We start from the raw sequence: 26,102 nt of genomic DNA, 5'->3' as shown, positions 1-26,102 counted from the left end.
CCGGCCGGATTGTCAGTGCCCGGGTGCACGATGGACGCATGGTCAGCGACACGCACCCGGCCCTGGACGGCTTCTCCCCCGCGACCCGCAGCTGGTTCACGGGGACCTTCGCCGCGCCCACCGCGGCCCAGGCGGGCGCGTGGCAGGCCATCCGCGCGGGCTCGGACGTGCTGGTCGTCGCCCCCACCGGCTCCGGCAAGACCCTGGCCGCCTTCCTCGCCGCCCTGGACCAGCTGACCTCGGCGCCCCCGCCCGCGGACCCGAGGAAGCGCTGCCGCGTCCTGTACGTCTCCCCCCTCAAGGCCCTGGCCGTCGACGTCGAGCGCAACCTCCGCAGCCCGCTGACCGGCATCCGCCACGAATCCGTCCGCCTGGGCCTGCCCGAGCCCGAGGTGACGGTGGGCATCCGCTCCGGCGACACCCCCGCCGCCGAGCGCCGCGCCCTGTCCACCCGTCCCCCGGACATCCTGATCACCACGCCGGAGTCGCTGTTCCTGATGCTCACCTCGGCCACGCGCGAGGCGCTGACCGGCGTGGAGACGGTCATCCTCGACGAGGTGCACGCGGTCGCCGGCACCAAGCGGGGCGCCCACCTCGCCCTCTCCCTGGAGCGGCTCGACGAGCTCCTCCCCCGGCCCGCCCGGCGCGTCGGCCTGTCCGCGACGGTCCGCCCGGTCGACGAGGTCGCCCGCTTCCTCTCCCCCCGCCGCAAGGTCGAGATCGTCCAGCCGGAGTCGGGCAAGGAGTTCGACCTCTCGGTCGTGGTGCCGGTCGAGGACCTGGGCGAACTGGGCGGCTCCCCGGTCGCCGACGGCGGCGAGGGCGCGGAACGCCCGTCGATCTGGCCGCACGTGGAGGAGCGGATCGCCGACCTGGTCCAGTCCCACCGGTCCACCATCGTCTTCGCGAACTCCCGCCGTCTCGCGGAGCGCCTGTGCAACCGCCTCAACGAGATCGCGTACGAGCGGGCCACCGGCGAGCCCCTGGGGGAGCACCACTCCCCCGCGGACCTCATGGGCAACTCCGGAGCCGCCCGGGGCGCGCCCCCGGTCATCGCCCGCGCCCACCACGGCTCGGTCTCCAAGGAGCAGCGCGCCCTCGTCGAGGAGGACCTCAAGGCGGGCCGCCTGCCCGCCGTGGTCGCCACCTCCAGCCTGGAGCTCGGCATCGACATGGGCGCGGTCGACCTCGTCGTGCAGGTGGAGTCCCCGCCCTCCGTCGCGTCGGGCCTGCAGCGCGTGGGCCGCGCGGGCCACCAGGTCGGCGCGGTGTCCACCGGCGTCGTCTTCCCCAAGTACCGCGGCGACCTGGTGCAGGCCGCCGTCGTCACCGAGCGGATGCGCGCCGGCGCCATCGAGTCCCTGAGGATCCCCGCCAACCCCTTGGACGTCCTGGCCCAGCAGCTCGTCGCCATGACGGCGATGGACACCTGGCACGTCGACGACCTGCTCGCCACGGTCCGCCGCGCCGCCCCCTTCGCGTCGCTGCCCGAGTCGGCGTTCACGGCCGTCCTGGACATGCTCGCGGGCCGCTACCCGTCCGACGCCTTCGCCGAGCTGCGCCCGCGCGTGGTGTGGGACCGGATCGCGGGCACGGTCTCCGGCCGCCCCGGCGCGCAGCGCCTCGCCGTCACCTCCGGGGGCACGATCCCCGACCGCGGGCTCTTCGGGGTCTTCCTCGCCGGGGCCGACCCGAAGAAGGGCGGCGGCCGGGTCGGCGAACTCGACGAGGAGATGGTGTACGAGTCCCGCGTGGGCGACGTCTTCACGCTCGGCACCAGTTCCTGGCGCATCGAGGACATCACGCGCGACCGCGTCCTGGTCTCGCCCGCCCCGGGCGTGCCGGGCAGGCTGCCGTTCTGGAAGGGCGACCAGCTGGGCCGCCCGCTGGAACTGGGCCGCGCGGTGGGCGCGTTCCTGCGCGAGATCGGCTCGCTGCCCGAGGAGGACGCCCGGCTGCGCCTCCTCGCCGCGGGCCTGGACGCCCGGGCCGCCGGCAACGTGCTCTCCTACCTCGACGAGCAGCGCCGGGCCTGCGGCCACGTCCCGGACGACCGCACGATCGTCGTGGAGCGGTTCCGCGACGAGCTCGGCGACTGGCGGGTCGTCGTGCACTCCCCGTTCGGCGCCCAGGTGCACGCCCCGTGGGCCCTCGCCCTCGGCGCCCGGCTCTCCGAGCGGTACGGCATGGACGCGCAGGTCATGCACGCCGACGACGGCATCGTCCTGCGGCTGCCCGACGCCGACCTCATGGGCCTGGACCTGCTCGACCAGGAGCCGGTGCCGACCGGCCCGGAGTACGACGCGGACCGGGCGCCCGTCGGCGCGGCGGACGTCGTCTTCGACCCCGGCGAGGTCGACCGGGTCGTCACCGACCAGGTGGGCGGCTCGGCCCTGTTCGCCTCCCGGTTCCGCGAGTGCGCCGCCCGCGCGCTGCTGCTGCCGCGCCGCAACCCCGGCAAGCGCACCCCGCTGTGGCAGCAGCGCCAGCGCGCCGCCCAGCTGCTGCAGGTGGCGAGCGAGTTCGGTTCGTTCCCGATCGTGCTCGAGGCGGTCCGCGAGTGCCTCCAGGACGTCTTCGACGTCCCCGGCCTGATCGAGCTGATGGGCGACCTGGAGTCCCGCAGGGTCCGCCTCGTCGAGGTCACCACCCCCGAGCCGTCCCCGTTCGCGCGCTCCCTGCTGTTCGGATACGTCGCCCAGTTCCTGTACGAGGGCGACTCGCCGCTCGCCGAGCGCCGCGCCGCCGCCCTGTCGCTGGACTCGCGGCTGCTGGCCGAGCTGCTCGGCCAGGCGGAGCTGCGCGAACTGCTCGACGCGGACGTCCTGGCCGAGCTGGAGCGCGAGCTGCAGTGGCGCACCGAGGACCGCCGCGTCAAGGACGCCGAGGGGGTCGCCGACCTGCTGCGGCTGCTCGGCCCGCTCACCGACGCCGAACTGGCGGAGCGGGGCGCACAGCCGCAGTGGGCCCGGGAGCTGGCCGGCGCCCGCCGGGCGATCCAGGTACGTATCGCCGGCGCCGACCACTGGGCGGCGATCGAGGACGCGGGCCGGCTGCGGGACGCGCTCGGCACCGCGCTGCCCGTGGGCGTCCCGGAGGCCTTCACCGAACCGGTGAAGGACCCGCTCGGCGACCTCCTGGCCCGCTACGCCCGTACGCACGGCCCGTTCACGTCGGCCGCGGCGGCGGCCCGCTTCGGCCTAGGCGTCGCCGTCACCGAGGGCGCCCTGCACCGGCTGGCGGCGGCGGGCAGGGTCGTCCAGGGCGAGTTCCACCCGGCCGGGATCGGCCAGGAGTGGTGCGACGCGGCCGTGCTGCGCCGCCTGCGCCGCCGGTCGCTCGCCGCTCTGCGGCACGAGCTGGAGCCGGTGCCGCCGGCCGCGCTCGCCCAGTTCCTGCCGCAGTGGCAGCACGTCGGCCGGGGGCACGCGCTGCGCGGCGTCGACGGGCTGGTGCGCGCCGTCGAGCAGCTGCAGGGCGCCGCCGTGCCCGCGTCCGCCCTGGAGAGGCTCGTCCTGCCGTCCCGGGTGACGGACTACACCCCGGCGATGCTCGACGAACTCACGGCCGCAGGGGAGGTGGTGTGGGCCGGGGCCGGCGCCCTCCCCGGCAAGGACGGCTGGATCTCCCTGTACCTGGCGGACGCGGCCCCGCTGCTGCTGCCCTCCCCGCACCCCCTGGAGCCGACCGCCCTCCACCAGTCCGTCCTGGACGCCCTCTCCGGGGGCTACGGCCTGTTCTTCCGCCAGATCGCCGACCAGGTCCGCGCCACCACGCACCCCGACGTCACCGACCCGCAACTGGCCGACGCCCTGTGGGACCTGGCCTGGTCCGGGCGGCTCACCAACGACACGCTCGCGCCCCTGCGCTCCCTGCTGGGCTCCGGCCGCACCGCGGGCGCCACGGCCCACCGCGCCAGGCGCGCGGTCCCGCGCGGGCGCTACGGCTCCCTGACGGCCGCCGCCCGTCCCGCCTCCCGCGGCGGGCCGCCGACCGTCGCCGGCCGCTGGTCCCTGCTGCCCGCCCGTGAGGCCGACCCCACGGTGCGCGCCCACGCCCTGGCCCGCACGCTCCTCGACCGGCACGGCGTGGTGACCCGGGGCGCCGTCACGGCCGAGGGCGTCGAGGGCGGTTTCTCCGCGGCGTACCGCGTCCTGTCCGCCTTCGAGGAGAGCGGTCAGGCCCGGCGCGGTTACGTGGTGGAGGGGCTCGGCGCCGCGCAGTTCGCCATGGACGGCGCGGTGGACCGCCTCCGCGCGGTGGCCGGCGCCCGCGAGCGCGGCGACGACCTGCCGGGGCCCGGCTTCGGCAGCCGGCCCCCCGAGGGCTCCGCAGCCGTGTCCGCCGGCTTCGGACCGCCCGGTGCCCGCGACGCCTCCGGCCCCCTGGACGACTGGGACACCTCCGCCCCCGGCGCCGGCCGAGCCGGCTCCGCTCACGACGGGCACGGCGAACACGACAGGTACGACGAGCACGACACCACCGGCCTCGACGAGGACCTCGCCTGGACGGCTCCCGGCCCGTCCGCCCCCGGCGATCACATCTCGCCCCGTGCGTACGCCTCCCCCGACGGCACCGGCCCGGGGAGCGGCCTCCCGTACGGCACCGACGGCCCGGGCGGCACCGGCCGCCGCACCTCCGGCAACGGCTTCGCCGGCCACCACCGCGCCCGCTCCTCCGCCGGCTCCGGAGCCGTCGTCCTCGCCGCCGCCGACCCCGCGAACGCCTACGGGGCGGCGCTCCCCTGGCCCGAGCCCCCGACCGGCGCCGGGCACAAGCCGGGCCGGAAGGCGGGCTCCCTCGTGGTGCTCGTCGCCGGCGATCTCGCGCTCTACGTGGAGCGCGGCGGCAAGACACTGCTGGCCTGGCCCTCCGACCCGGACCAGGAGCCCGCCGACGACGCCCGCCTGCGGGCAGCCGCCGAGGCCCTCGCGGAGGCCGCCCGCGCCGGCCGCCTGGGCACGGTCACGGTGGAGCGTGTCAACGGCATCCCGGCCCTGACCTCCCCCCTCGGCGCCCTCCTGGAAGCAGCGGGCTTCGTCGCCACTCCTCGGGGCTTGCGCCTGCGCGCGTGAGCGGGGGCCATCCGCAGCACCGGGGAAAGCCCTCAAGGACGCACCCGGCCGCGGCACCGGGGGACACCTCAAGGACACGCCCGCCCCGCGGAGCCCGCGAATCCGGGAGGACGCCCGCGTCAGGGCATCCCCGCTCCCGGCCGTGCCACCCTTGAACCATGCCCGAAGGAGACACGGTCTGGCAGACCGCGAGGCGGCTGCACGGCGCCCTCGCGGGCAAGGTGCTGACCCACAGCGACCTCCGGGTGCCCAGGTACGCCACGGCCGACCTCACGGGGCGTGCCGTCCTGGACGTCACCCCGCGCGGCAAGCACCTCCTCACCCGCGTCGAGGGCGGCCTGACCCTCCACTCGCACCTGCGGATGGACGGTGCCTGGAAGGTGTATCCCCACGGCCGGCGCTGGAGCGGCGGCCCGGGCCATCAGATCCGCGCGGTCCTCGGCAACACCGAGCACACGGCCGTCGGCTACCGCCTTCCCGTCCTCGAACTTCTCCGCACCACCGACGAACACCGCGCCGTGGGCCATCTGGGCCCCGACCTGCTGGGGCCGGACTGGGACCCCGGCCGCGCCCTCGCCAACCTCCTCGCCGACCCCGCCCGCCCCCTCGGCGAGGCCCTCCTCGACCAGCGCAATCTCGCCGGCATCGGCAACATCTACAAGTGCGAGCTGTGCTTCCTGCTCGGCGTCACCCCCTGGCTCCCCGTCGGTGAACTTCCCGCCGAGCACGCCGGCAGGCTCCCCGCACTGGCCAAGAAGCTCCTGGAGGCCAACCGTGACCGCCCGGTCCGCACCACGACGGGCCGCCGCGGCCAGGAACTGTTCGTGTACGGCCGCGCGCCCCGTCCCTGCCTGCGCTGCCACACGCCCGTCCGCGTGGGTGAGCAGGGCGACGGCTCCCGCGAACGCCCCACGTACTGGTGCCCGGCCTGCCAGCGGGGCCCGGCCCCGCGAACCCCGCACCCCCGGCGGGGGAACCGGCGCCACACCCCCCGCTGACCCGCCCGGCCGCACCCGCCCACACCGGCCCGGGCCCGGCGCGCCCCCGCCGCGGGGGTGCGCTTCTCGACCGCCTGCCGGGAAAGCCGCCCTCTTCCCGGCCGTGCCGGACCGACGGGGCGGAGGACGCCGCCGCACCGTCTGCCGCCGGCCCGTCCCTGCACCCTGCCGCGCCTTCCGCAGCCGGTCGCGCCCCCGGCAGCCGCCCCGGGCCCGCCCGCCTCACAACCGGCCGGATCATCCGGCCGGACGGCGGCGCGACGATCCCCCGGCGGCCGCCCGCCGGCCCTGCCACGCCCGCCGCCACCGTCCCGCGGCCAAGGCCCCTGCCGCCCGGTCGCCGGGCGCGCAGTGCACCGGCAGCACGCTCAGCCCCCATCCCCCGGCGGCGACCACCCCCTCGACCGCTCCCGCGCCGGGCACCAGCGCGAGCCGCAGCACGGCCCACCACCACAGCCCTCCGAACCCCAGAACGGCTCCCCAGCGCACGATCCGCCCCGACATGGCCCGCCACCACCTCCAGCCCGACGCCGAACGGACCCCGGCGTTCCGGGAGGGTGCGCCGAGGACACACGGGCGCACCACCCGCCGGGCCGGCGCCGACCGACCGGGACCAGCCCGCCCGGTACCCCGGAGAGCGGCGGCCGGCGCCTGGGCACGGCCCCCTCCCGGACGATCCGCCCGGCGCCCCGGGCGATTTCCGCCGAGGACGCCCGGCCGGCCCTCGGCAGACCCCGCCCGGAGCCGCCCGCCCGGAGCAGTCGGACGCCCGCGGCACCCCGTCCGAACCGCGGCAAGAACCCGGCCGCCGCGGTCCCGGCGCCGCCCCGCCAGCCGCCGCACGGCGGGCGTCAGCCGTTCCCGGCCTGGAACATCCAGTGCTGCTTCTCCAGGTCCGCCGTGATCCGGACGAGGACGTCCCGACTCACCGGATCCACCTCCCCGGTCGCCCGGATCCGTTCCCGCATCCGGGCGATCACCGCCCCCAGCGCCTCGACCAGCGTGCCGACCGCGGCCGAGTCGTCCACCCATCCCTCGGGCGTCACCCCGATCCCGCTGCCGACCGCCACCGTCGCCGCGCGCCCGTCCGGCGGGACCCCCAGCGCCGCGGCGCGCTCGGCCACGGTGTCGGAGTGGACGCGCGCGAAGTCCACGACCTCGTCGAGCTGCGTGTACACGGAGCGAAAGCGCGGCCCGACCACGTTCCACTGGATCTGCTTCGCCACGAGGGCGAGGTCCACCAGGTCGACCAGGGCGCCCTGCAGCGCCTCGGCCACGGTCTTCAGGTCCACGTCGGACAGGGGGCTCTTCACGACGTACATCCGCACCTCCTCGGGGGTCCCCGCCAGATCCCTCCACGATGACGGGGCCGCCCGGACCCGGCAAACGCACCGCGGCGGCCTTCGGCGCGCCCGGAGCCGCCCTCGCCGCCGGCGCATGCGAAAGCCCCGGCCGCGTCCCTCCGGGTCTGCCCGGAGAGGCCCCGGCCGGGGCCTCACACGTCGTTCAACGCCGCGTCGGCATCAGGGATGCCGCACAGGTGCGGTTCGGCGCCGCGCTCACGCGGCGACGACGTCCACCGCCTCGGAGGGCGCCTTGATGGTCACCCGTTCCGGTGGCACACCGGTCACCGACACGGAGCCCAGCATCGGACGAACCGGCGTGGGCACGGGCTCGCTGGGGGTGGCCGCAGCGGACTGGGCCAGTTCGGCGAGGGCGAGTTCGTCGCTCACTTCCCGCATGAGTTCGGACATCCGTACGTCCAGCGCGTCGCAGATGGCGGCGAGCAGTTCGGAGGAAGCCTCCTTCTGCCCCCGCTCCACCTCGGAGAGATAGCCGAGTGAGACTCGGGCGGACGAGGAGACTTCGCGCAGAGTACGGCCCTGGCGTTGGCGCTGCCGACGCAGCACGTCACCCAGCAGGCGACGGAGCAGAATCATCGGTGGCTCCCTCCTCGGACCGCGTAGCCGCATCCTTCTCGCCCCACCGTACCGCCTCGCGCCGCGGCCGTGCGGGGAGCGATGTCGTGTTCACTCAGGGCTGCAAACATCAAAACCCCCCGTTCCGTTCCGTATCCTGTGCCCGCTCATTCCCGGTCTGTTCGCTCGCAAGCTCCTTCAGGAGCAGTGCGAGTACGCTCCGTACACTCTCTCTACGAATTTCCGCGCGGTCGCCTTTCAACCGCAGGGCCTCCACTTTTCCGCCGGCGGCGGAACCGGATTCCGCTCCGAACGGGCCGTCCACGGCCACGAAGACCGTCCCGACGGGCTTGCCGTCCTGCGGCTCCGGACCCGCGACACCCGTCGTCGCGATCCCCCAGTCCGCACCGAGCGCCTTGCGCACGCCGGCCGCCATCTGGAGCGCGACCTGCGGATCCACCGCTCCACGTGCCGCCAGCAGGCCGGCGTCGACGCCGAGCAGTTCCTGCTTCAGTTCGGTGGCGTAGGCGGTGACCGAGCCCCGGAACACCTGGGACGCCCCGGGAACCGAGGTGATCTCCGCCGCGACCAGACCGCCGGTCAGTGACTCGGCGACCGCGAGGGTCCCACCCCTCACCGCCAGTAGTCGCACCAGGTCGACGGCCGGGGAACTCACGCTTCCGTCTCCTCCAACGCGCCTTCGCGCTCGGCGATTCCCCGCCTGCGCAACACAATGGCTTGTCTCACATAGTCCAGTCCGGTCACGACCGTCAAAACGACCGCCACCGCCATCACCCAGAACCTCAGGGTCGCCAGCGGTCCCGTCAGCGCCAGCACGTACATCCCCACGGCGATGCCCTGGGTGAGGGTCTTGAGCTTGCCGCCGCGGCTCGCGGGGATGACGCCGTACCGAATGACCACAAAACGCAGCAGCGTGATACCGAGTTCCCGGCCGAGGATCACCGCGGTCACCCACCACGGCAGATCGCCCAGGGCGGAGAGGCAGATCAGCGCCGCCCCCATGATCGCCTTGTCGGCGATGGGGTCGGCGATCTTCCCGAAGTCGGTGACCAGGTTGTAGGTGCGCGCCAGGTGCCCGTCGAAGAGGTCGGTGATCATGGCGATGGCGAAGGCCGCCCAGGCGAGCGAGCGCCAGGCCGGGTCGTAGCCGCCGTCGGCCAGCATCAGCGCGACGAAGGCCGGCACGAGGACCAGCCGGAGCATCGTCAGGAGGTTGGCGACGTTCCAGACGCTGGCCTGGTCGACGGCCGCGGCGGCCAGCTTCGCCCCGCGCGCCGGCCGGGCGCCGCCCGCCGTACCGGAGGCTGCGCCGGAGACGGTCCCCGAAGCGTCCGCGGCATCCGGGGCGCGTCCGGAGCCGACGGTCCCGGACGTGTCCCCGGAAGCGGTCCCCTGGCTCCCCGGCGCCCCACCGCCGGTTCCCGGGACTCCGCCGCTCCCCGCCCCACCGGCGCCCGGGGTCCCACCGGAGCCGGACGTCCGCCCGCCGGGCTGCTCGGCAGCGGCCCGCGCGGCGGTCCCGCCCGAGGCCGCACGCCCCACCGCCCCCGGCACGGCACCCGATGCCGCGCCCGGAGCGGCCCTCCGCGCGCCGGAGGCGCCTCCCGCCGCGGACGCCGGAACTCCGGTCATCTGCCCGCCTCCTCACTCCACGCGTACGAGCCCTGGAGCGGCTCGGCGACCAGGTCGACACCTTCCGTACCGACCACCTTCGCCTCGACCATACGGCCGACGCTCAAGCCCGCGCCGCCCGTGAGCAGCACCTGGCCGTCCGTCTCGGGCGCCTGGTGCGCCGCACGGCCCTGGACGCCCTCCTCGCCGTCCACGGACTCCACGAGGACGCGCACGGTCTCGCCCACGCGCTCCTCGGCCCGCTGCGAGACCAGTTCCTCCGCCAGCCGGGAGATGTGGGCGAGCCGCTCGGCGACGACGTCCTCGTCGAGCTTGTTGTCGTACGTCGCCGCCTCCGTGCCCTCCTCGTCGGAGTAGCCGAAGACGCCGATGGCGTCCAGCCGCGCGTGGTTCAGGAACCGCTCCAGCTCGGCGAGGTCGGCCTCCGACTCGCCGGGGAAGCCCACGATGAAGTTGGACCGCACGCCGGCCTCGGGGGCCTTGCCGCGGATGGTGTCCAGCAGCTCCAGGAAGCGGTCGGTGTCGCCGAAGCGGCGCATCGCGCGCAGCACGCCGGGCGCGGAGTGCTGGAAGGACAGGTCGAAGTAGGGGGCGACCTTCGGGGTCGAGGTCAGCACGTCGATGAGGCCGGGCCGCATCTCGGCCGGCTGGAGGTAGCTGACCCGCACCCGCTCGATGCCGTCGACCTCGGCGAGTTCGGGCAGCAGTGCCTCCAGCAGGCGGATGTCGCCCAGGTCCTTGCCGTAGGAGGTGTTGTTCTCGGAGACCAGCATGATCTCCTTCACGCCCTGCTCGGCCAGCCATCGCGTCTCGTTGAGCACGTCGCTCGGGCGGCGCGAGATGAAGGAGCCGCGGAAGGACGGGATGGCGCAGAAGGAGCAGCGCCGGTCGCAGCCGGAGGCGAGCTTGACCGAGGCGACCGGGGAGCCGTCCAGGCGGCGGCGCAGGGGCGCGCGGGGGCCGGAGGCCGGAGCGACGCCTTCCGGGAGGTCGGCCGGCCCGTGCCCCGGAATCGCCACCTCCGTGCCCGCTCCCTGCCGCTCGACCGGGCTGATCGGCAGCAGCTTGCGCCGGTCGCGCGGGGTGTGCGCGGCGTGGATGCCGCCGTTCAGGATGGTCTGGAGCCGGTCCGAGATGTTCGCGTAGTCGTCGAAGCCGAGCACGCCGTCGGCCTCGGGGAGGGCCTCGGCCAGTTCCTTGCCGTAGCGCTCGGCCATGCAGCCCACCGCCACCACGGCCTGCGTTCTGCCGTGTCCCTTGAGGTCGTTGGCCTCCAGGAGGGCGTCGACGGAGTCCTTCTTGGCGGCTTCGACGAACCCGCAGGTGTTCACGACCGCGACGTCCGCGTCCGCGGCGTCCTCCACGAGCTGCCAGCCGTCCGCCTCCAAACGACCTGCGAGCTCCTCCGAGTCCACCTCGTTACGGGCGCAGCCAAGGGTGACGAGTGCGACGGTACGGCGTTCAGGCATGGGCTCAAGACTACTTCGTCCCGCTGACGGCCCACGCCGACGGGGCTGGCGCCCGCTCCCGCGGACCGGCACGGGCCCGCGGGAGCGGGCGCCGTCCGTGTTCCCCGCCCGGTCCGGCCGGCTCCGCCCGGTCGCGGCGACCGGGCTCCGCCGGCCGGGCCGCGGCCCCGCTCCCGCGCGCACCGACACCCCCGGGACCGCTCACCCGGCCTCGGGGTCGCCCTTGGTGTAGGTCAGACGCTCCACGGACCCCGGCTGAAAGTCGTCCTCGATCTTCTTGCCGTTCACGTACAGCTCGATCGCCCCGGCGTCGCCCAGGACGAGGTTGACCTCGGAGCTGTCCTGGAAGGTCCTGGACTCGCCCTGCTTGAGCAGCCCGTCGAAGAGCAGTCGGCCGTTGTGGTCCTTGGCGGAGATCCAGCTGCGCCCGTCGGTGGCGCTGACCCGGACGGTCACCTTGTCCTGCGGCGCGGCCGCGATCGCGCTGTCCGTCGGTTCCGGCTTCGGGTCGGTGGGCTCGCCGGACTCCGGCGTGGGCGAGGCGGACGTGTCACTGGTCGGCGCGGTTCCCCCGGCGACCGGCGTCCGGTCGCCGCCGTCGCCCTTGAACGCCGTGAACGCCACGAAGCCGATCACGGCGACGATCGCGGCGACCATGGCGGCGGTCCAGTTGGGCCCGCGCCGTTCGGGACGGATGCGTTCCGCCTCGAACAGGGGTGCGGCCGGGGTCGGGGCCGGGTGCCCGCCGCGCTCGGCGTCGTACTGGGCGAGCAACGGGGCCGGATCGAGGTGCACGGCCTTGGCCAGGGTCCGGATGTGCCCACGGGCGTAGACGTCCCCGCCGCACGGAGCGAAGTCGTCCGCCTCGATGGCGCGCACGATCGCGATGCGGACCCGGGTGGCGGTGCTGATGTCGTCGACGGTCAGCCCGGCGGCGATGCGCGCCTGCCGCAGGGCGGTGCCGATGGAGGGGCGGTCTTCCTCGCGGTCGTCTTCGACGCGGTGGTCTTCGAACGGACGCTCGTCTTCAGGGGAGTTGCCGATGGACACGGGGGCGCCTTTCGAGCGTGTAGCCGCCTGTGCTGGACGTTCAGTCTAGGGGGGGTGCAAAAGGGTGGGGCAACCGGGCGGTCGGACTTTGTACGCCATCGGAATGGCCCGACCTCCCGATGGTGGAGTGGCTGTTTGTCGCTTCCCTCAACTTGACGTACGGCGGGGGGAAACGGTTGCCCAATGATCCCTTACGGATGGGTCACGACCGCCCCGGCCGGGGCGCCGCGTCCCGCTCCCGTGGGGCGACCACCGCGTTCCGTCTCCCTACCCCTCGGACTCCCCCCGGATCATCGCCAGCACACCGTCCAGCTCGTCGGGTTTCACCAGAACGTCACGCGCCTTCGACCCCTCGCTCGGGCCGACGATGTTCCGCGACTCCATGAGGTCCATCAGCCGCCCGGCCTTGGCGAAGCCGACGCGCAGCTTGCGCTGGAGCATGGAGGTCGACCCGAACTGCGTGGAGACGACCAGTTCGGCCGCCTGGCACAGCAGGTCGAGGTCGTCGCCGATGTCCTCGTCGATCTCCTTCTTCTGCTTGCCGCCGACGACGACGTCGTCCCGGAAGACGGGCGCCATCTGGTCCTTGCAGTGCTGGACGACGGCCGCGACCTCCTCCTCGGTCACGAACGCGCCCTGCATGCGGATCGGCTTGTTCGCGCCCATCGGCAGGAACAGCCCGTCGCCCTTGCCGATCAGCTTCTCCGCGCCCGGCTGGTCGAGGATGACCCGCGAGTCCGCCAGCGAGGACGTGGCGAAGGCGAGCCGCGACGGCACGTTGGCCTTGATCAGGCCGGTGACGACGTCGACGGACGGACGCTGCGTGGCGAGCACCAGGTGGATGCCGGCCGCGCGCGCGAGCTGGGTGATCCGCACGATCGCGTCCTCGACGTCGCGCGGCGCGACCATCATCAGGTCGGCCAGCTCGTCGACGATCACCAGCAGGTACGGGTACGGCTGCAGCTCGCGCTCGCTGCCCTCGGGCGCCTTGACCTTGCCCTCGCGCACGGCCCGGTTGAAGTCGTCGATGTGCCGGTAGCCGTACGCCGCGAGGTCGTCGTAGCGCATGTCCATCTCGCGTACGACCCACTGGAGCGCCTCGGCGGCCCGCTTGGGGTTGGTGATGATCGGCGTGATCAGGTGCGGGATGCCCTCGTAGGCGGTCAGCTCGACGCGCTTGGGGTCGACCAGGATCATCCGGACGTCCTCCGGGGTCGCCCGCATCATGACCGAGGTGATCAGGCAGTTGATGCAGGACGACTTGCCGGACCCGGTGGCGCCGGCGACCAGCATGTGCGGCATCTTCGCCAGCGAGTGCATGACGTAGCCGCCCTCGACGTCCTTGCCGAAGGCGACCAGCATCGGGTCGTCGTCCTCCGCGGACTCCGCGAGGCGCAGCACGTCACCGAGGTTGACCATCTCCCGGTCGGTGTTCGGGATCTCGATGCCGACCGCCGACTTGCCGGGGATCGGGCTGATGATCCGTACGTCCGGGCTGGCGACGGCGTACGCGATGTTCTTGGTCAGCGCGGTGATCCGCTCGACCTTCACGGCGGGGCCGAGCTCGACCTCGTAGCGCGTGACCGTCGGCCCGCGCGTGAAGCCGGTGACCCGGGCGTCGACCTTGAACTCGGTGAAGACGGTGGTGAGCGCCTCGACGATGGCGTCGTTGGCGGCGCTGCGCGCCTTGCCGGGGCCTCCGCGCCGGAGGAGGTCCAGGGACGGCAGGGCGTAGGTGATGTCGCCGGACAGCTGGAGCTGCTCGGCGCGCGGCGGCAGCTCGCGGGTCTGGGCGGGCGGGGTCTTCGTGAGGTCGGGCACCGCCGTCGTCGGCTGCTTCCGCGGGGGCTCCTCCTGCCGGGGGCGCGCGGCCGGCGCGGGCGTCGGGACCGGCGCGGTCGGCTCGCGGTCCCCCGCGCGCACGCCCTGGGTGAGGTCGGCGACGACCGGCGAGGGCGGCATGCCGTGCAGGACGGCGCCGTCGAGCGCGGCGGCGGCCGCCGCCGCGACGTCCACGGCGTCCATGGGCCGGTCCGCGCCGGGCTGCGGCGCCGCCGCGGACCGCCGCGGACGGCGGCGCCGGGACAGGGCCTCCTGCTCCGCGCGGTCGGGTTCGTACGCCTCCGGAGCGGGCCCGCGCCTGCGGGGCCCGGCGGGCAGTGCCTCGCGCCACTGCTGCTCGTACCGCTCGTCGTCCTCGCCGTACGCCTCCGCCCCGGGGTCGTGCACCAGGCCGAGGCGCACACCGAGCAGCCGCAGCCGCTGCGGGATGGCGTTGACCGGCGTGGCCGTGACCACCAGCAGCCCGAAGACCGTCAGCAGCACGAGCAGCGGTACGGCGAGGACGTCGGTCACGGTGTACGACAGCGGGGTCGCCGCCGCCCAGCCGATGAGGCCGCCGGCGTCCCTTATCGCCTGCATGCCGCCGTCGCGGGCGGGCGAGCCGCAGGCGATGTGCACCTGCCCGAGCACGCCGATGACCAGCGCGGACAGGCCGATCACGATGCGGCCGTTGGCCTCGGGCTTCTCCGGGTGCCGGATGAGGCGGACGGCGACGACCGCGAGCAGGATCGGCACGAGCAGGTCGAGCCGGCCGAAGGCGCCGGTGACGAGGATCTCGACCAGGTCGCCGACGGGCCCCTCCAGATCGGCCCAGGTGCCCGCGGCGACGATCAGGGCGATGCCGAGCAGGAGCAGCGCGACGCCGTCCTTGCGGTGCGCCGGGTCGAGGTTCCTGGCCCCCTGCCCTATGCCGCGGAACACGGCCCCGACGGCGTGCGCGAGGCCGAGCCAGAGCGCGCGCACGAGCCGGAAGACGCCCGCCGTGGGGCTGGGCGCCGGTCTGGGCGCGGGCTTCCTCGCCGCGGCCTTCCTGGCGGGCGGCCGCTTAGCGGGGGCCTTCTTCGCGGGGACCCTTGGGGCAGCGGCCTTCCTCGCCGGAGCCTTCGCGGAAGCGGCCGCCTTCTTCGCGGGCGGCTTCTTGGCTGCGGAGGGACGTGAGGCCATGGGTGTGAGGTTACCGGGGGAGACGACGGCGGACACGTGTGCCCACGGCTTCACCCGTTCGTGTCGCTCTGCCGAAGGGGCGGAACTGGCGCGTCCGACGTGGCTGGTGACGCGACTTCACCGGAGGCGCCCGGAAGCACCGGCGAACCGTCCAGGCCCGGCCGCGTGGCACCGGCCCGCGCCCCGGCGCGACGGACCGCCCCGGCCCGCAGCGACCGGCGTCAGTTCACCGCGGCCTGGCCACCGGAGGTCCCCGGTTCCAGTGCGTCCAGCGCTCGCCGCAATCCGGTGAGCTTGCGTTCCAGATGGGCGGCCGTGGCCACCGCCGCCGCGTCCGTCGACTCGTCGTTGAGCTGCTTGGACAGCGCCTCGGCCTGCTCCTCGACCGCCGCGAGCCGCGCCGACAGCTCGGCGAGCAGCCCCGCCGACTCCTTCGCCTCACCGTCCGCGTCCTTGCCGCTGCCCTCCAACTGGAGCCGCAGCAGCGCCGCCTGCTCCCGCAGCTGGCAGTTCTTCATGTACAGCTCGACGAAGACGGAGACCTTCGCGCGCAGCACCCACGGGTCGAACGGCTTGGAGATGTAGTCCACCGCGCCCGCCGCATACCCGCGGAAGGTGTGGTGCGGACCGTGGTTGATCGCGGTGAGGAAGATGATCGGGATGTCCCGGGTCCGCTCCCGCCGTTTGATGTGCGCGGCGGTCTCGAACCCGTCCATGCCCGGCATCTGGACGTCCAGCAGAATGACCGCGAAATCGTCCGTGAGCAGTGCTTTGAGCGCTTCCTCCCCGGACGATGCCCGCACCAGCGTCTGATCGAGCGCAGAGAGGATCGCCTCCAGCGCCAGCAGATTCTCCGGCCGGTCATCGACCAGGAGGATCTTGGCCTTCTGCACCATGGCCCGCCCTCCTCGCCCCGGCTTGGGGCCTCCCCGGTCCGCAGGACTTGGGGAAACACCGGTGGGTGCCGCCCCGGGGGACGACTCCCTTGCGCCGCCCGTCCTTGTGCCGGTCATCGTAGTCGCACCCCACCCTTCGCCACACCCTGTCACCACGATGTCACTGTGCACGTAGCAGAAACGTGGCGGGAGACCAGAAGGTTCCCCGAATCATCTACTTCTACACGACGCCGGACGCGCCGGGTCAGCGACCGCGCGCGCACACCAAAGGTTCCCGCCACCTGCGCACGGCCTTCGGACACTCCCCTCACTCTCCTCGCATCCACCGCTCCATCACCGACAGCAGGTGATCGGGGTCGACCGGTTTCGTCACGTAGTCCGAGGCGCCCGACTCGAGCGCCTTCTCCCGGTCGCCCTTCATCGCCTTGGCGGTCAGCGCGATGATCGGCAGCCCGGCGAACTGCGGCATCCTGCGGATCGCCGTGGTCGTGGCGTACCCGTCCATCTCGGGCATCATGATGTCCATCAGGACGACCGCCACGTCGTCGTGCTGCTCCAGGACCTCGATGCCCTCGCGGCCGTTCTCGGCGTACAGCACGGACAGGCCGTGCTGCTCCAGGACGCTGGTGAGCGCGAAGACGTTGCGGATGTCGTCGTCGACGATCAGCACCTTCTGGCCGCCGAACCGGATGCTCCGGCGTGCCTGCGGCGCCGCCTCCTGCTCCGCCATCGGCCACTGCTCCTGCTGCCGCCCGGCGCGCTGCTCGCCGAACGGCGAGGTCCTGCGCCGGCGCCGGAAGAGCGCGGCGGGACCGTTCTGCGTCTCCTGGTACGACTTCACCTCGGCCGGCGTCTCGATCTCCACGTCGGACAGCTCGGACGTCCCGGCCGCCGACGCCACCAGCTCACCGGCCTCCAGGGCGGGCACGGGCTGCTGGTAGCCCTGCGGCGGCAGCTCGGCCGGGTGCAGCGGCAGGTAGAGCGTGAACGTCGAGCCGCGGCCCGGCTCGCTCTGCGCGTGGATCTCACCGCCGAGCAACTGCGCGATCTCCCGCGAGATGGACAGCCCGAGCCCGGTGCCGCCGTACTTGCGGCTGGTGGTGCCGTCGGCCTGCTTGAACGCCTCGAAGATCACCCGCATCTTGCTGGCCGCGATGCCGATACCGGTGTCGGTCACCGAGAACGCGATCAGGTCCGCGTCCGGGTCGGCCAGCGAACCGGCCTCCAGCAGCTGCTCCCGGATCTGCTGCGGGACGTCGTCCCGCGCGGGCCGGATGACCAGCTCCACCGATCCGGAGTCGGTGAACTTCACCGCGTTGGACAGCAGGTTGCGCAGCACCTGCAGCAGCCGCTGCTCGTCGGTGTGCAGGGTGGCCGGCAGCTCCGGCGACACCCGGACGGACAGGTCCAGGCCCTTCTCGGCGGTCAGCGGCCGGAAGGTGGCCTCCACGTAGTCCACGAGCTGGACGAGCGCGATCCGCGTCGGGGAGACGTCCATCTTGCCCGCCTCGACCTTCGACAGGTCGAGGATGTCGTTGATGAGCTGGAGCAGGTCGGAGCCGGCACCGTGGATGGTCTCGGCGAACTCGACCTGCTTCGGGGAGAGGTTGCCCTCCGCGTTGTCGGCGAGCAGCTTGGCCAGGATCAGCAGCGAGTTGAGCGGGGTGCGCAGCTCGTGCGACATGTTGGCCAGGAACTCGCTCTTGTACCGCATCGACACGGCGAGCTGCTCGGCGCGCTCCTCCAGGACCTGCCGCGCCTCCTCGATCTCGGTGTTCTTCACCTCGATGTCGCGGTTCTGCCGGGCCAGCAGCTCGGCCTTCTCCTCCAGTTCGGCGTTGGACGCCTGCAGGGCCTTCTGCCGCTGCTCCAACTCGGCCGACCTCTCCCGCAGCTGCTCGGTCAGCTCCTGCGACTGCTTCAGCAGCTGCTCCGTCTTGGTGTTGACGGAGATGGTGTTGACGCTCGTCGCGATCATCTCGGCGATCTGGTTGAGGAAGTCCTTCTGGATCTGCGTGAACGGCGTGAAGGACGCCAGCTCGATGACGCCGAGCACCTTCCCCTCGAACAGCACGGGAAGCACGATCACCTGGGCGGGCGGCGCCTCCCCGAGACCCGAGGAGATCTTCAGGTAACCGGTCGGCGCGTTCTCCACCAGGATCGTGCGCTTCTCCTTGGCCGCCGTCCCGACCAGCGCCTCCCCCGGCCGGAAGGACGTCGGCATGGAGCCCATGGAGTAGCCGTACGAGCCGAGCATGCGCAGCTCGTACTGGTCGTCGCCCGCGACGCCCGCGTCCTGGCCGTCGACCAGCGGCATCGCCAGGAAGAACGCGCCGTGCTGCGCCGAGACCACCGGGGTCAGCTCGCTCATGATCAGCGAGGCGACGTCCTCCAGGTCGCGGCGGCCCTGCATCAGCGCCGAGATACGGGCGAGGTTGCCCTTGAGCCAGTCCTGCTCCTCGTTGGCGATCGTGGTGTCGCGCAGGTTGGCGATCATCTTGTTGATGTAGTCCTGCAGTTCCTGGATCTCGCCGGACGCGTCGACGTCGATCTTCAGGTTCAGGTCGCCGCGGGTCACCGCGGTCGCCACGCGCGCGATGGCGCGCACCTGCCGGGTCAGGTTCCCGGCCATCTCGTTCACGGACTCCGTCAGGTCCCGCCAGGTGCCGTCGACGTCCCGCACCCGGGCCTGACCGCCGAGCCGGCCCTCCGTGCCCACCTCGCGGGCCACCCGCGTGACCTCCTCCGCGAAGGAGGACAGCTGGTCGACCATCGTGTTGATGGTGGTCTTCAGCTCCAGGATCTCCCCGCGCGCGTCGATGTCGATCTTCTTGGTCAGGTCGCCCTTGGCGATGGCCGTGGTCACCATGGCGATGTTGCGGACCTGGCCGGTCAGGTTGGACGCCATCTGGTTCACCGACTCGGTGAGGTCCTTCCACGTGCCGGCCACACCCGGTACGTGCGCCTGCCCGCCGAGGATGCCGTCCGTACCCACCTCGCGGGCCACCTTGGTGACCTGGTCGGCGAACGAACTGAGCGTCTTCACCATCGTGTTGATGGTGTCCGCGAGCTGCGCGACCTCACCGCGCGCCTCGATCGTCACCGTCCGCGTCAGGTCGCCGTTGGCGACCGCGGCGGCCACCTGGGAGATGTTCCGCACCTGCACGGTGAGGTTCTTCGCCATCAGGTTGACGTTGTCGCTGAGGTCCTTCCAGATGCCCGTGACGCCGGGCACGTTCGCCTGCCCGCCGAGGATGCCCTCGGTGCCCACCTCGCGGGCCACCCGGGTCACCTGCTCGGCGAACGAGGACAGCTGGTCGACCATCGTGTTGACGGTGGTGACGAGTTCGAGGATCTCGCCCTTGGCGTCGACGGTGATCTTCTTCGACAGGTCGCCCTTGGCGACGGCGGTGGTGACCTCGGCGATGTTGCGCACCTGCATGGTCAGGTTGTTGGCCATGCCGTTCACGGACTGCGTGAGGTCCTTCCAGGTGCCGGCGACGCCCTGCACCTCGGCCTGGCCGCCGAGGATGCCCTCGGTACCGACCTCCCGGGCCACCCGCGTGACCTCCTGGGCGAACGATGACAGCTGGTCCACCATCGTGTTCAGGGTGTTCTTCAGCTCCAGGATCTCCCCGCGCGCGTCCACGGTGATCTTCTGGGAGAGGTCGCCGCGGGCCACGGCGGTGGCGACCTGCGCGATGTTGCGCACCTGCGCGGTCAGGTTGCCCGCCATGCCGTTCACGGAGTCGGTCAGGTCGCGCCACACCCCGGCGACGCCGTCCACCCTGGCCTGACCGCCGAGCCGGCCCTCCGTGCCCACCTCCCGGGCCACCCGGGTCACCTGGTCGGCGAAGGCGGAGAGCTGGTCGACCATCGTGTTGATGGTGTTCTTCAGCTCCAGGATCTCCCCGCGCGCGTCGACGTCGATCTTCTGGGAGAGGTCGCCCCGCGCCACCGCCGTCGTCACCTGGGCGATCTGCCGCACCTGGGAGGTGAGGTTGCCCGCCATGAAGTTGACGGAGTCGGTGAGCTCCTTCCACGTCCCGGACACGCCCGGCACCACCGCCTGACCGCCCAGGCGGCCCTCGGTGCCCACGTCCCGGGCCATGCGGGTGACCTGGTCGGCGAACGACGACAGCTGGTCCACCATCGTGTTCACGGTGTTCTTCAGCTGGAGCATCTCGCCGGAGACGTCCACGGTGACCTTCTGCGACAGATCGCCGTTGGCCACCGCCGTCGTCACCTGGGCGATGTTCCTCACCTGTCCGGTGAGATTGCGGAACGCCGTGTTGACGGAGTCCGTCAGGTCCTTCCACGTGCCCGCCGCGCCCGGCACCTGCGCCTGCCCGCCGAGCTCGCCCTCGACACCGACCTCGCGGGCCACCCGCGTGACCTCGGAGCCGAACGCCGAGAGCTGGTCCACCATCCCGTTGACGGTGTTCTTCAGCTCCAGCATCTCCCCGGCCACGTCCACGGTGACCTTCTGCGACAGATCGCCGTTGGCCACCGCCGTGGTGACGGCGGCGATGTCCCGCACCTGGGTCGTCAGGTTCCGGAACACGGTGTTGACGGAGTCCGTCAGGTCCTTCCACGTCCCGGCCGCGCCCGGCACGTTCGCCTGCCCGCCGAGCCGCCCCTCGGCGCCGACCTCGTTGGCCACGCGCGTGACCTCGTCCGCGAAGATCCGCAGCGTCTCGGTCATCTGGTTGATGGTCTCGGCGAGCTGCGCGACCTCGCCGCGCGCCGGCACGGTCACCTTCCGCGACAGGTCGCCGTTGGCGACCGCCGTCGTCACCTCGGAGATCCCGCGCACCTGGGCGGTGAGGTTCCCGGCCATGGTGTTGACGGAGTCGGTGAGCTCCTTCCACACGCCGGCCACCCCGGGCACCTGCGCCTGACCGCCCAGCGCGCCCTCGGTGCCCACCTCGCGCGCGACCCGCGTCACCTCCGAGGAGAACGCGGAGAGCTGGTCGACCATCGTGTTGACGGTGTTCTTCAGCTCCAGCATCTCCCCGGCCACGTGCACCGTGACCTTGCGCGACAGGTCCCCCTTGGCGACCGCCGTCGTCACCAGCGCGATGTCCCGGACCTGGGCCGTCAGCCGGTGCGCCATCGTGTTGACGGACTCCGTGAGGTCCTTCCACGAACCGGACATGCCGCGCACCCGGGCCTGCCCGCCCAGCTTGCCCTCGGTCCCCACCTCACTGGCCACCCGCGTGACCTCGTCGGTGAACGTGGACAACTGGTCGACCAGGTTGTTCACCGTACGGGCGACCTTGAGGAACTCGCCCCGCAGGGGATGCCCGGTCCCGTCCGGCCCCTGCGTCCGCAGCTCCATGCGCGGCGACAGGTCGCCCTCCGCCACCGCGGACAGCACCCGGCCGACCTCGGAGACGGGCTGTACCAGGTCGTCCACCAGCGCGTTCGAGTTGTCGATCGCGGCCGCCCAGGACCCCTCGCAGGCGCCCGTCTCCAACCGCTCGGTGAGCTTTCCCTCACGTCCGACCATGCGCCGCACCCGCGCCAGCTCACCCGTGAGGTGGAGATTGCGGTCGGCCACCTCGTTGAAGACCGCCGCGATCTCGGACATCACGCCGTCCCCGGACACCGTGAGCCGTTTGCGGAAGTTCCCGTCCCGCATGGCCGTCAGAGCCGCCAGCAGCCGGTTCAGGGCAGCGGTGTCCACCGTAGTGGTGCCATTGCGCGTACTGCGCCGGTTGTTCAGGGACGGTCCGCCTTTCGCGCGCGTCTTCGTGCCCCGCGTCGCTGCGCCAGACTCCACTGTGTCCCTCCCGCAGGGGTCGACCATTACCGCCGTGCCCGGGTACCGCCGCTCGGCGTACCGGTTACTACCGCGTGTTTTCCGTACTGCTGTGTGTTCCCGCCCGGCCCGGCGGGCCGCCGCCGGGGCTGCTGCCCGCTCCGCACGCAAGACACTCGGCGCGCCCGGACCTTCACAGGAACCCTGCCCAGTGTTTCACTCCCGCCGAACCAGGCCATAACAGTTCGGCAGCTTCGCACATCGTCCGCACTCCCTCGGGCGGAAACACCGCGGACCGGCATCCGCACGGACGGCGAAGGTAAGTAACCTTGCTTGCGGCTGTCCAGCCACGCCGGTCCGTCCGGCCTGGGCGGTGGCACGGAGACGAGCGGGCATCGGAGGGGCGGCCGGACACATGACCACCGGACTGATCCCGGGGGGACAGCCCCCGGACCCCGGGCCGGCGGACGGCCTGCCGCAGCAGCGGCACGAACCGGCCGGCGTCGAAGCCCTGCACGTGGAGAAAGAGTCGAGGAGTTCTGTGATCACCGCGCGCGCGGCCGCCAGCTTCGAGCCCGTCGGACGATCGGTCGCGAGCGCCCGCTCCTTCGTCCGGGACACCCTGCAGGGCTGGGGCTTCGCCGACGTCGTCGACGACGCCGTCGTTCTCACCAGCGAGCTGGTGACCAACGCCGTGGTGCACGCCGGCACCTCCGCGGAGGTCGTGTGCCTGCGCAGCGACGGCGGCGTACGGATCGAGGTCTCCGACCGCTACCCGGAACGTGAGATTCCTCTCCAGGGGGCGGCCGTCAACATGGGCAGCCCCGACTGCGAGGGCGGCCGCGGTCTCCAGCTGTGCGCGGCCCTGGCCGAACGCTGGGGCGTCGACTACACGCCCACCCACAAGAACGTCTGGTTCCAGCTCGACCTCCCCGAACGCCCGGTCGGCACCCGCACCGCGGGCCCCTCCCTCCCGGTCGAACTCCTCCCGCTCGCCGACGGCCGCGTCCGCGTCGCCGTCGTCCAGATCGACCGCACGGGCGCCATCAGCGCCTGGAACGAGGACGCCGAGGAGCTCTTCGGCTACCCGGCCGAGCAGGTCGTCGGCAAGCCCCTGACCGACCTCGCGGCCTGGCCGCACACCCCGGGCACCGGCACCGGCATCGCCGAGGCGCTCCAACTCTCCCGCTGGGAGGGCAGCTACGGCATCCGCGCCGCCAACGGCCGGGTGACACCGGTGTACGCCTCCCACCTGCGTGTCCGCGACACCGGCGGTGAACCGTCGACGGTCTGCCTCCTGGTCCGGGACCACGAGCGCGCCGTCCTGCAGACGCCGTCGCGCGTCCCGGCGTCCGACGCGGGCGGCGCCTCGGAGAAGCAGAGCACCGATCCCTTCGAGCTGTTCATCGGCTCTCCGGCACCGGACGACCTCGACGGCCTGCTCCAGCGCACGGTGGAACGCGCCCGCGACATGCTCGACGGCGACGCCGCCTTCCTGCTCCTGGCCACCGACGACGAAACCGAACTGGAGGTCCGCGCCTCCACGGGCCTGCCCTCCGCCCGCCAGCGCTTCGCCCGCGTCCCCGTCGAGGCGGGCCCCGGCCGTTACGGCTCCGCCCGTATGCCCGCCGTCCATGACGACCTCACGGCCGTACCCGGCGCCGTACCGCTGCTCAACGGCACCGGCATGCGCTCGGTCGTCACCGTCCCCCTGAAGGTCGAGGGCCGTCTCACCGGTTCCCTCGGCGTCGCCGCCGAGGCCCCGCGGCGCTACTCCAACGAGGAGGCGCTGCGCCTGCAGTTCGCCGCCGACCGCATCGCCCTGGCCGTCGAGTCGGCCCGTCTGGGCGAGCTGGAGCGCCTGCGCCGCGGCTCGCTGAGCTTCCTGGTCGAGGCCTCCGACCTCCTCGCGGGCACCCTGGACCGCGACCAGACACTGGCCCTGATGGCCCAGATGACGGTTCCGACGCTGGCCACCTGGTGCGCGGTGTACACGATCGCCGACCAGGCCTCGGAGCCGGACCTGTCGTACGTCCTGCACGAGGACGAGGAACTCATCGACGGCATCAAGCACCTGCTGTCGAGGATTCCTCCGCCCGACCCGGTCCCCACCCCCGGCGCCCGCGTCTGGACGGCCCCCGCCGAGGTCGCGCACCAGGCGGCCCTGCGCAGTTCCATGCGCAGCCTCGGTCTGAACGGCGGCCCGGTCCAGCGGATGGCGTCGGGCATCGGCCCGACCCTGGCCACGGCCTCCGCGGTCGGCGGCGAAACGGTCGTCCTGCCGCTGGTCGCCCGCAACCGCGTCATCGGCATGCTGACGCTCGGCAAGCCGACCGACGAGCACTTCCGCCAGGAGATCCTGGAACTGGCCGAGGACCTGTCCCGCCGGGCGGCCCTGGCTCTGGACAACGCCCGCCTGTACTCGGAGCGCACGGCCATCAGCCAGTCCCTCCAGCGCAGTCTCCTGCCGCCCGAACTCCCCCGGATCCAGGGCGTCGAGGTCGAGGTCATCTACCGCGCGGCCGGCGAGGGCAACGAGGTCGGGGGCGACTTCTACGACGTCTTCCCCATCCGCGACGGCGCCTACGGCTTCGCCATCGGCGACGTCTGCGGTACAGGCCCGAACGCGGCGGCGGTCACGGGCCTCGCCCGGCACGCGCTGCGGCTGCTGGCCCGCGAGGGCCTGAGCGGCCCCGCGGTGCTGGAGCGCCTGAACTCCGCGATCCTCGACGAGGGTGCGCGCAGCCGCTTCCTGACGCTGCTGTACGGCGAGCTGCGGCCGCAGGAGGACGGCGGCGCGGAGCTGAAGGTGGTCTGCGCCGGCCATCCCCTCCCGCTGCGCCTGCGCCAGGACGGCACGGTCGAGCCGGCCGCCGAGCCCCAGCCGCTCCTGGGCGTCATCGACGATCTGGAGCTGTACGAGGAGACGGTCACCCTCGATCCGGGCGATGTCCTGCTGTGCGTCACGGACGGCGTCACCGAGCGCCGCGAGGGTACGCGCATGCTGGGCGACGACGGCCTCGCCGATGTCCTCACGACCTGTACGGGTCTGACGGCCGGCGCGGTGGCCGCCCGCATCATGCGCGCGGTGGAGCGTTTCGCGTCGGACGCCCCGTCCGACGACATGGCGATCCTGGCGATGCGGGTGCCGGAGCCACACAAGGACTGAGCAGGAGTCAGAAACGGATCGGGGAACGAAAAGGCCCCGCCCTGTGATGGGCGGGGCCTTTTCGCTGGAGCCCCCAAACGGAATCGAACCGTTGACCTTCTCCTTACCATGGAGACGCTCTGCCGACTGAGCTATAGGGGCCTGTCGCCTTTTCCGAAGTTTCCCTCGCGGCAACGGAATAGATCATACCCCGAACCGACCCGTGTTCCCAACCACGACCGCCCCGTCACGCCATCCGTTCAGAGGGCCGGCTGGAGCAGTCCCCCCAGCGCGTTGCACGCGGACACGATCCGCTGCATGTCCCTTCTGGTCAACGAGGCGTCGACCGGCAGCGCGAGGGTCTCGGCGGCGGCCCGCTCGGTCTCCGGCAGGGCCACGCACCGCCGGAACTCCGGCAGCCGATGCACCGGCGTCTTCACCGGCACCCGGCACTCGACTCCCCTGGCCCGCACGGCGCGGGCGAAGGCATCCCGGTCCGGCCGCCCGTTGCCCGGTACCCGCACCACGTACTGCTGATAGGTGTGTCCGTCGCCTCCGTCGGGTGTCCGCACCCCCCGCAGCTTCGCGTCGAGGTAGGCGGCCCGCTCCCTGCGCTGCGCGACCTCGTCGTACGGCGCCTCTGACTCCCCCTGTTCCAGTACGAGCAGCCCGTGCCGCTGCGCGAGCGCCCGCAACCGCCCCACATCGGCCGTCCGGCCGAAGCGGTGTACGACGACCACCGCCGCCGTCCGCGGGGTCACCGCCGCCGCCACGGCGGACGGATCCAGGCAGTACGTCACGGGGTCTATGTCGGCGAACGCCGGAAGCGCACCGGTCAGGGCGACGGCCTCGGAGACTTCCACGTTCCCGAAGGCCGGCACGATGACCTCGTCACCGACTCCGACACCGGCGGCCCTGAGCATTGCAGCAGTACCCATGCCCTGGATGCTGGGTGCGCAACGTGAACTTCAAGTGACGCACAGCAAAAAAGGGTTGGACCCGGAACCGAAGTTCGGGGTCCAACCCTTTCACAAATTGTTCGGCGGCGTCCTACTCTCCCACAGGGTCCCCCCTGCAGTACCATCGGCGCTGTAAGGCTTAGCTTCCGGGTTCGGAATGTAACC

14 protein-coding genes, 1 tRNA gene and 1 rRNA gene are annotated in these 26,102 nt (G+C 72.8%); 3 read left to right on the top strand and 13 right to left on the bottom strand.

Going from position 1 to position 26,102, the window contains the following annotated elements; translation table 11 throughout:
• The first annotated feature begins 38 nt into the window (after window positions 1-38).
• Together ACIBAI_RS14230 and ACIBAI_RS14225 are read left to right on the top strand one after the other, a co-directional pair.
• On the top strand, window positions 39-5,075 hold the full coding sequence (locus ACIBAI_RS14230; protein ID WP_399034015.1) for an ATP-dependent helicase: 5,037 nt from the start codon (window positions 39-41) through the stop codon (window positions 5,073-5,075).
• A gap of 158 nt (window positions 5,076-5,233) precedes the next feature.
• Window positions 5,234-6,073 carry a DNA-formamidopyrimidine glycosylase family protein gene (locus ACIBAI_RS14225; RefSeq protein ID WP_399034013.1) on the top strand — a complete coding sequence of 280 codons (840 nt, stop codon included), beginning with the start codon at window positions 5,234-5,236 and terminating at the stop codon, window positions 6,071-6,073.
• A 237-nt stretch (window positions 6,074-6,310) separates the two neighbouring features.
• Here ACIBAI_RS14225 and ACIBAI_RS14220 read toward each other — a convergent pair whose 3' ends face one another.
• The 10 genes from ACIBAI_RS14220 to ACIBAI_RS14175 all read right to left on the bottom strand — a co-directional run bounded on the left by ACIBAI_RS14220 (window position 6,311) and on the right by ACIBAI_RS14175 (window position 21,851).
• Window positions 6,311-6,577, bottom strand: a complete 267-nt coding sequence (locus tag ACIBAI_RS14220; protein WP_399034011.1) for a hypothetical protein — start codon at window positions 6,575-6,577, stop codon at window positions 6,311-6,313.
• Between the two features lie 347 nt (window positions 6,578-6,924).
• The gene (locus ACIBAI_RS14215) at window positions 6,925-7,395 is read right to left on the bottom strand and encodes a Dps family protein (protein ID WP_399034009.1); all 471 of its coding nucleotides are present in this window, start codon (window positions 7,393-7,395) and stop codon (window positions 6,925-6,927) included.
• Window positions 7,396-7,632: 237 nt separating this feature from the next.
• Window positions 7,633-8,013, bottom strand: a complete 381-nt coding sequence (locus tag ACIBAI_RS14210) for a helix-turn-helix domain-containing protein (protein WP_289937380.1) — start codon at window positions 8,011-8,013, stop codon at window positions 7,633-7,635.
• Window positions 8,014-8,122: 109 nt separating this feature from the next.
• Window positions 8,123-8,668 (bottom strand): CinA family protein, encoded by a 546-nt coding sequence (locus ACIBAI_RS14205; protein ID WP_399034006.1) that lies wholly within the window; start codon window positions 8,666-8,668, stop codon window positions 8,123-8,125.
• Window positions 8,665-9,645, bottom strand: a complete 981-nt coding sequence (gene pgsA / locus ACIBAI_RS14200) for a CDP-diacylglycerol--glycerol-3-phosphate 3-phosphatidyltransferase (protein WP_399034004.1) — start codon at window positions 9,643-9,645, stop codon at window positions 8,665-8,667. Before pgsA ends, ACIBAI_RS14205 begins: the two co-directional genes overlap by 4 nt.
• A complete protein-coding gene (rimO, locus tag ACIBAI_RS14195) occupies window positions 9,642-11,114 on the bottom strand; it encodes a 30S ribosomal protein S12 methylthiotransferase RimO (RefSeq protein ID WP_399034002.1) in 1,473 nt (490 codons plus the stop codon). Before rimO ends, pgsA begins: the two co-directional genes overlap by 4 nt.
• A 201-nt stretch (window positions 11,115-11,315) precedes the next feature.
• Window positions 11,316-12,164, bottom strand: coding sequence for a helix-turn-helix domain-containing protein (locus tag ACIBAI_RS14190; RefSeq protein WP_399034001.1), 849 nt, complete (start codon window positions 12,162-12,164; stop codon window positions 11,316-11,318).
• Window positions 12,165-12,431: 267 nt separating this feature from the next.
• Window positions 12,432-15,170, bottom strand: coding sequence for a DNA translocase FtsK (locus ACIBAI_RS14185; RefSeq protein ID WP_399033998.1), 2,739 nt, complete (start codon window positions 15,168-15,170; stop codon window positions 12,432-12,434).
• Between the two features lie 221 nt (window positions 15,171-15,391).
• Window positions 15,392-16,066 carry a two-component system response regulator gene (locus ACIBAI_RS14180; protein ID WP_399033996.1) on the bottom strand — a complete coding sequence of 225 codons (675 nt, stop codon included), beginning with the start codon at window positions 16,064-16,066 and terminating at the stop codon, window positions 15,392-15,394.
• A 307-nt stretch (window positions 16,067-16,373) separates the two neighbouring features.
• Complete coding sequence (locus ACIBAI_RS14175) at window positions 16,374-21,851, bottom strand: HAMP domain-containing protein (RefSeq protein ID WP_399033994.1); 5,478 nt, start codon at window positions 21,849-21,851, stop codon at window positions 16,374-16,376.
• Between the two features lie 394 nt (window positions 21,852-22,245).
• Between ACIBAI_RS14175 and ACIBAI_RS14170 the strand changes: the two genes are divergently transcribed.
• Window positions 22,246-24,999: a SpoIIE family protein phosphatase gene (locus ACIBAI_RS14170; protein ID WP_399033992.1), complete on the top strand. Its 2,754-nt coding sequence runs from the start codon at window positions 22,246-22,248 to the stop codon at window positions 24,997-24,999.
• 65 nt (window positions 25,000-25,064) lie between these two features.
• Here ACIBAI_RS14170 and ACIBAI_RS14165 read toward each other — a convergent pair.
• The 3 genes from ACIBAI_RS14165 to rrf form a co-directional block, all read right to left on the bottom strand.
• A tRNA-Thr gene (locus ACIBAI_RS14165) sits at window positions 25,065-25,140 on the bottom strand.
• Window positions 25,141-25,238: 98 nt separating this feature from the next.
• On the bottom strand, window positions 25,239-25,901 hold the full coding sequence (locus ACIBAI_RS14160; protein ID WP_399034416.1) for a DegT/DnrJ/EryC1/StrS family aminotransferase: 663 nt from the start codon (window positions 25,899-25,901) through the stop codon (window positions 25,239-25,241).
• Window positions 25,902-26,015: 114 nt separating this feature from the next.
• Window positions 26,016-26,102: ribosomal RNA gene (gene rrf / locus ACIBAI_RS14155) — 5S ribosomal RNA — on the bottom strand; the annotation flags it as partial.

Origin of the sequence: Streptomyces sp. NPDC051041 (assembly GCF_044456065.1) — a bacterium.
Classification (GTDB): Bacteria; Actinomycetota; Actinomycetes; order Streptomycetales; family Streptomycetaceae; genus Streptomyces; species Streptomyces glaucus.
Note: the sequence above shows the minus strand (reverse complement) of the source record. Positions and strands in the feature narration are given on the sequence as shown.

Bases quoted from the DNA above. Each gene is read 5' to 3' on its own strand.
- ACIBAI_RS14230 (WP_399034015.1), top strand. From the start codon at position 39: ATGGTCAGCGACACGCACCCGGCCCTGGACGGCTTCTCCCCCGCGACC.
- ACIBAI_RS14225 (WP_399034013.1), top strand. From the start codon at position 5,234: ATGCCCGAAGGAGACACGGTCTGGCAGACCGCGAGGCGGCTGCACGGC.
- ACIBAI_RS14220 (WP_399034011.1), bottom strand. From the start codon at position 6,577: ATGTCGGGGCGGATCGTGCGCTGGGGAGCCGTTCTGGGGTTCGGAGGG.
- ACIBAI_RS14215 (WP_399034009.1), bottom strand. From the start codon at position 7,395: ATGTACGTCGTGAAGAGCCCCCTGTCCGACGTGGACCTGAAGACCGTG.
- ACIBAI_RS14210 (WP_289937380.1), bottom strand. From the start codon at position 8,013: ATGATTCTGCTCCGTCGCCTGCTGGGTGACGTGCTGCGTCGGCAGCGC.
- pgsA (WP_399034004.1), bottom strand. From the start codon at position 9,645: ATGACCGGAGTTCCGGCGTCCGCGGCGGGAGGCGCCTCCGGCGCGCGG.
- rimO (WP_399034002.1), bottom strand. From the start codon at position 11,114: ATGCCTGAACGCCGTACCGTCGCACTCGTCACCCTTGGCTGCGCCCGT.
- ACIBAI_RS14185 (WP_399033998.1), bottom strand. From the start codon at position 15,170: ATGGCCTCACGTCCCTCCGCAGCCAAGAAGCCGCCCGCGAAGAAGGCG.
- ACIBAI_RS14180 (WP_399033996.1), bottom strand. From the start codon at position 16,066: ATGGTGCAGAAGGCCAAGATCCTCCTGGTCGATGACCGGCCGGAGAAT.
- ACIBAI_RS14170 (WP_399033992.1), top strand. From the start codon at position 22,246: ATGACCACCGGACTGATCCCGGGGGGACAGCCCCCGGACCCCGGGCCG.
- ACIBAI_RS14160 (WP_399034416.1), bottom strand. From the start codon at position 25,901: ATGCTCAGGGCCGCCGGTGTCGGAGTCGGTGACGAGGTCATCGTGCCG.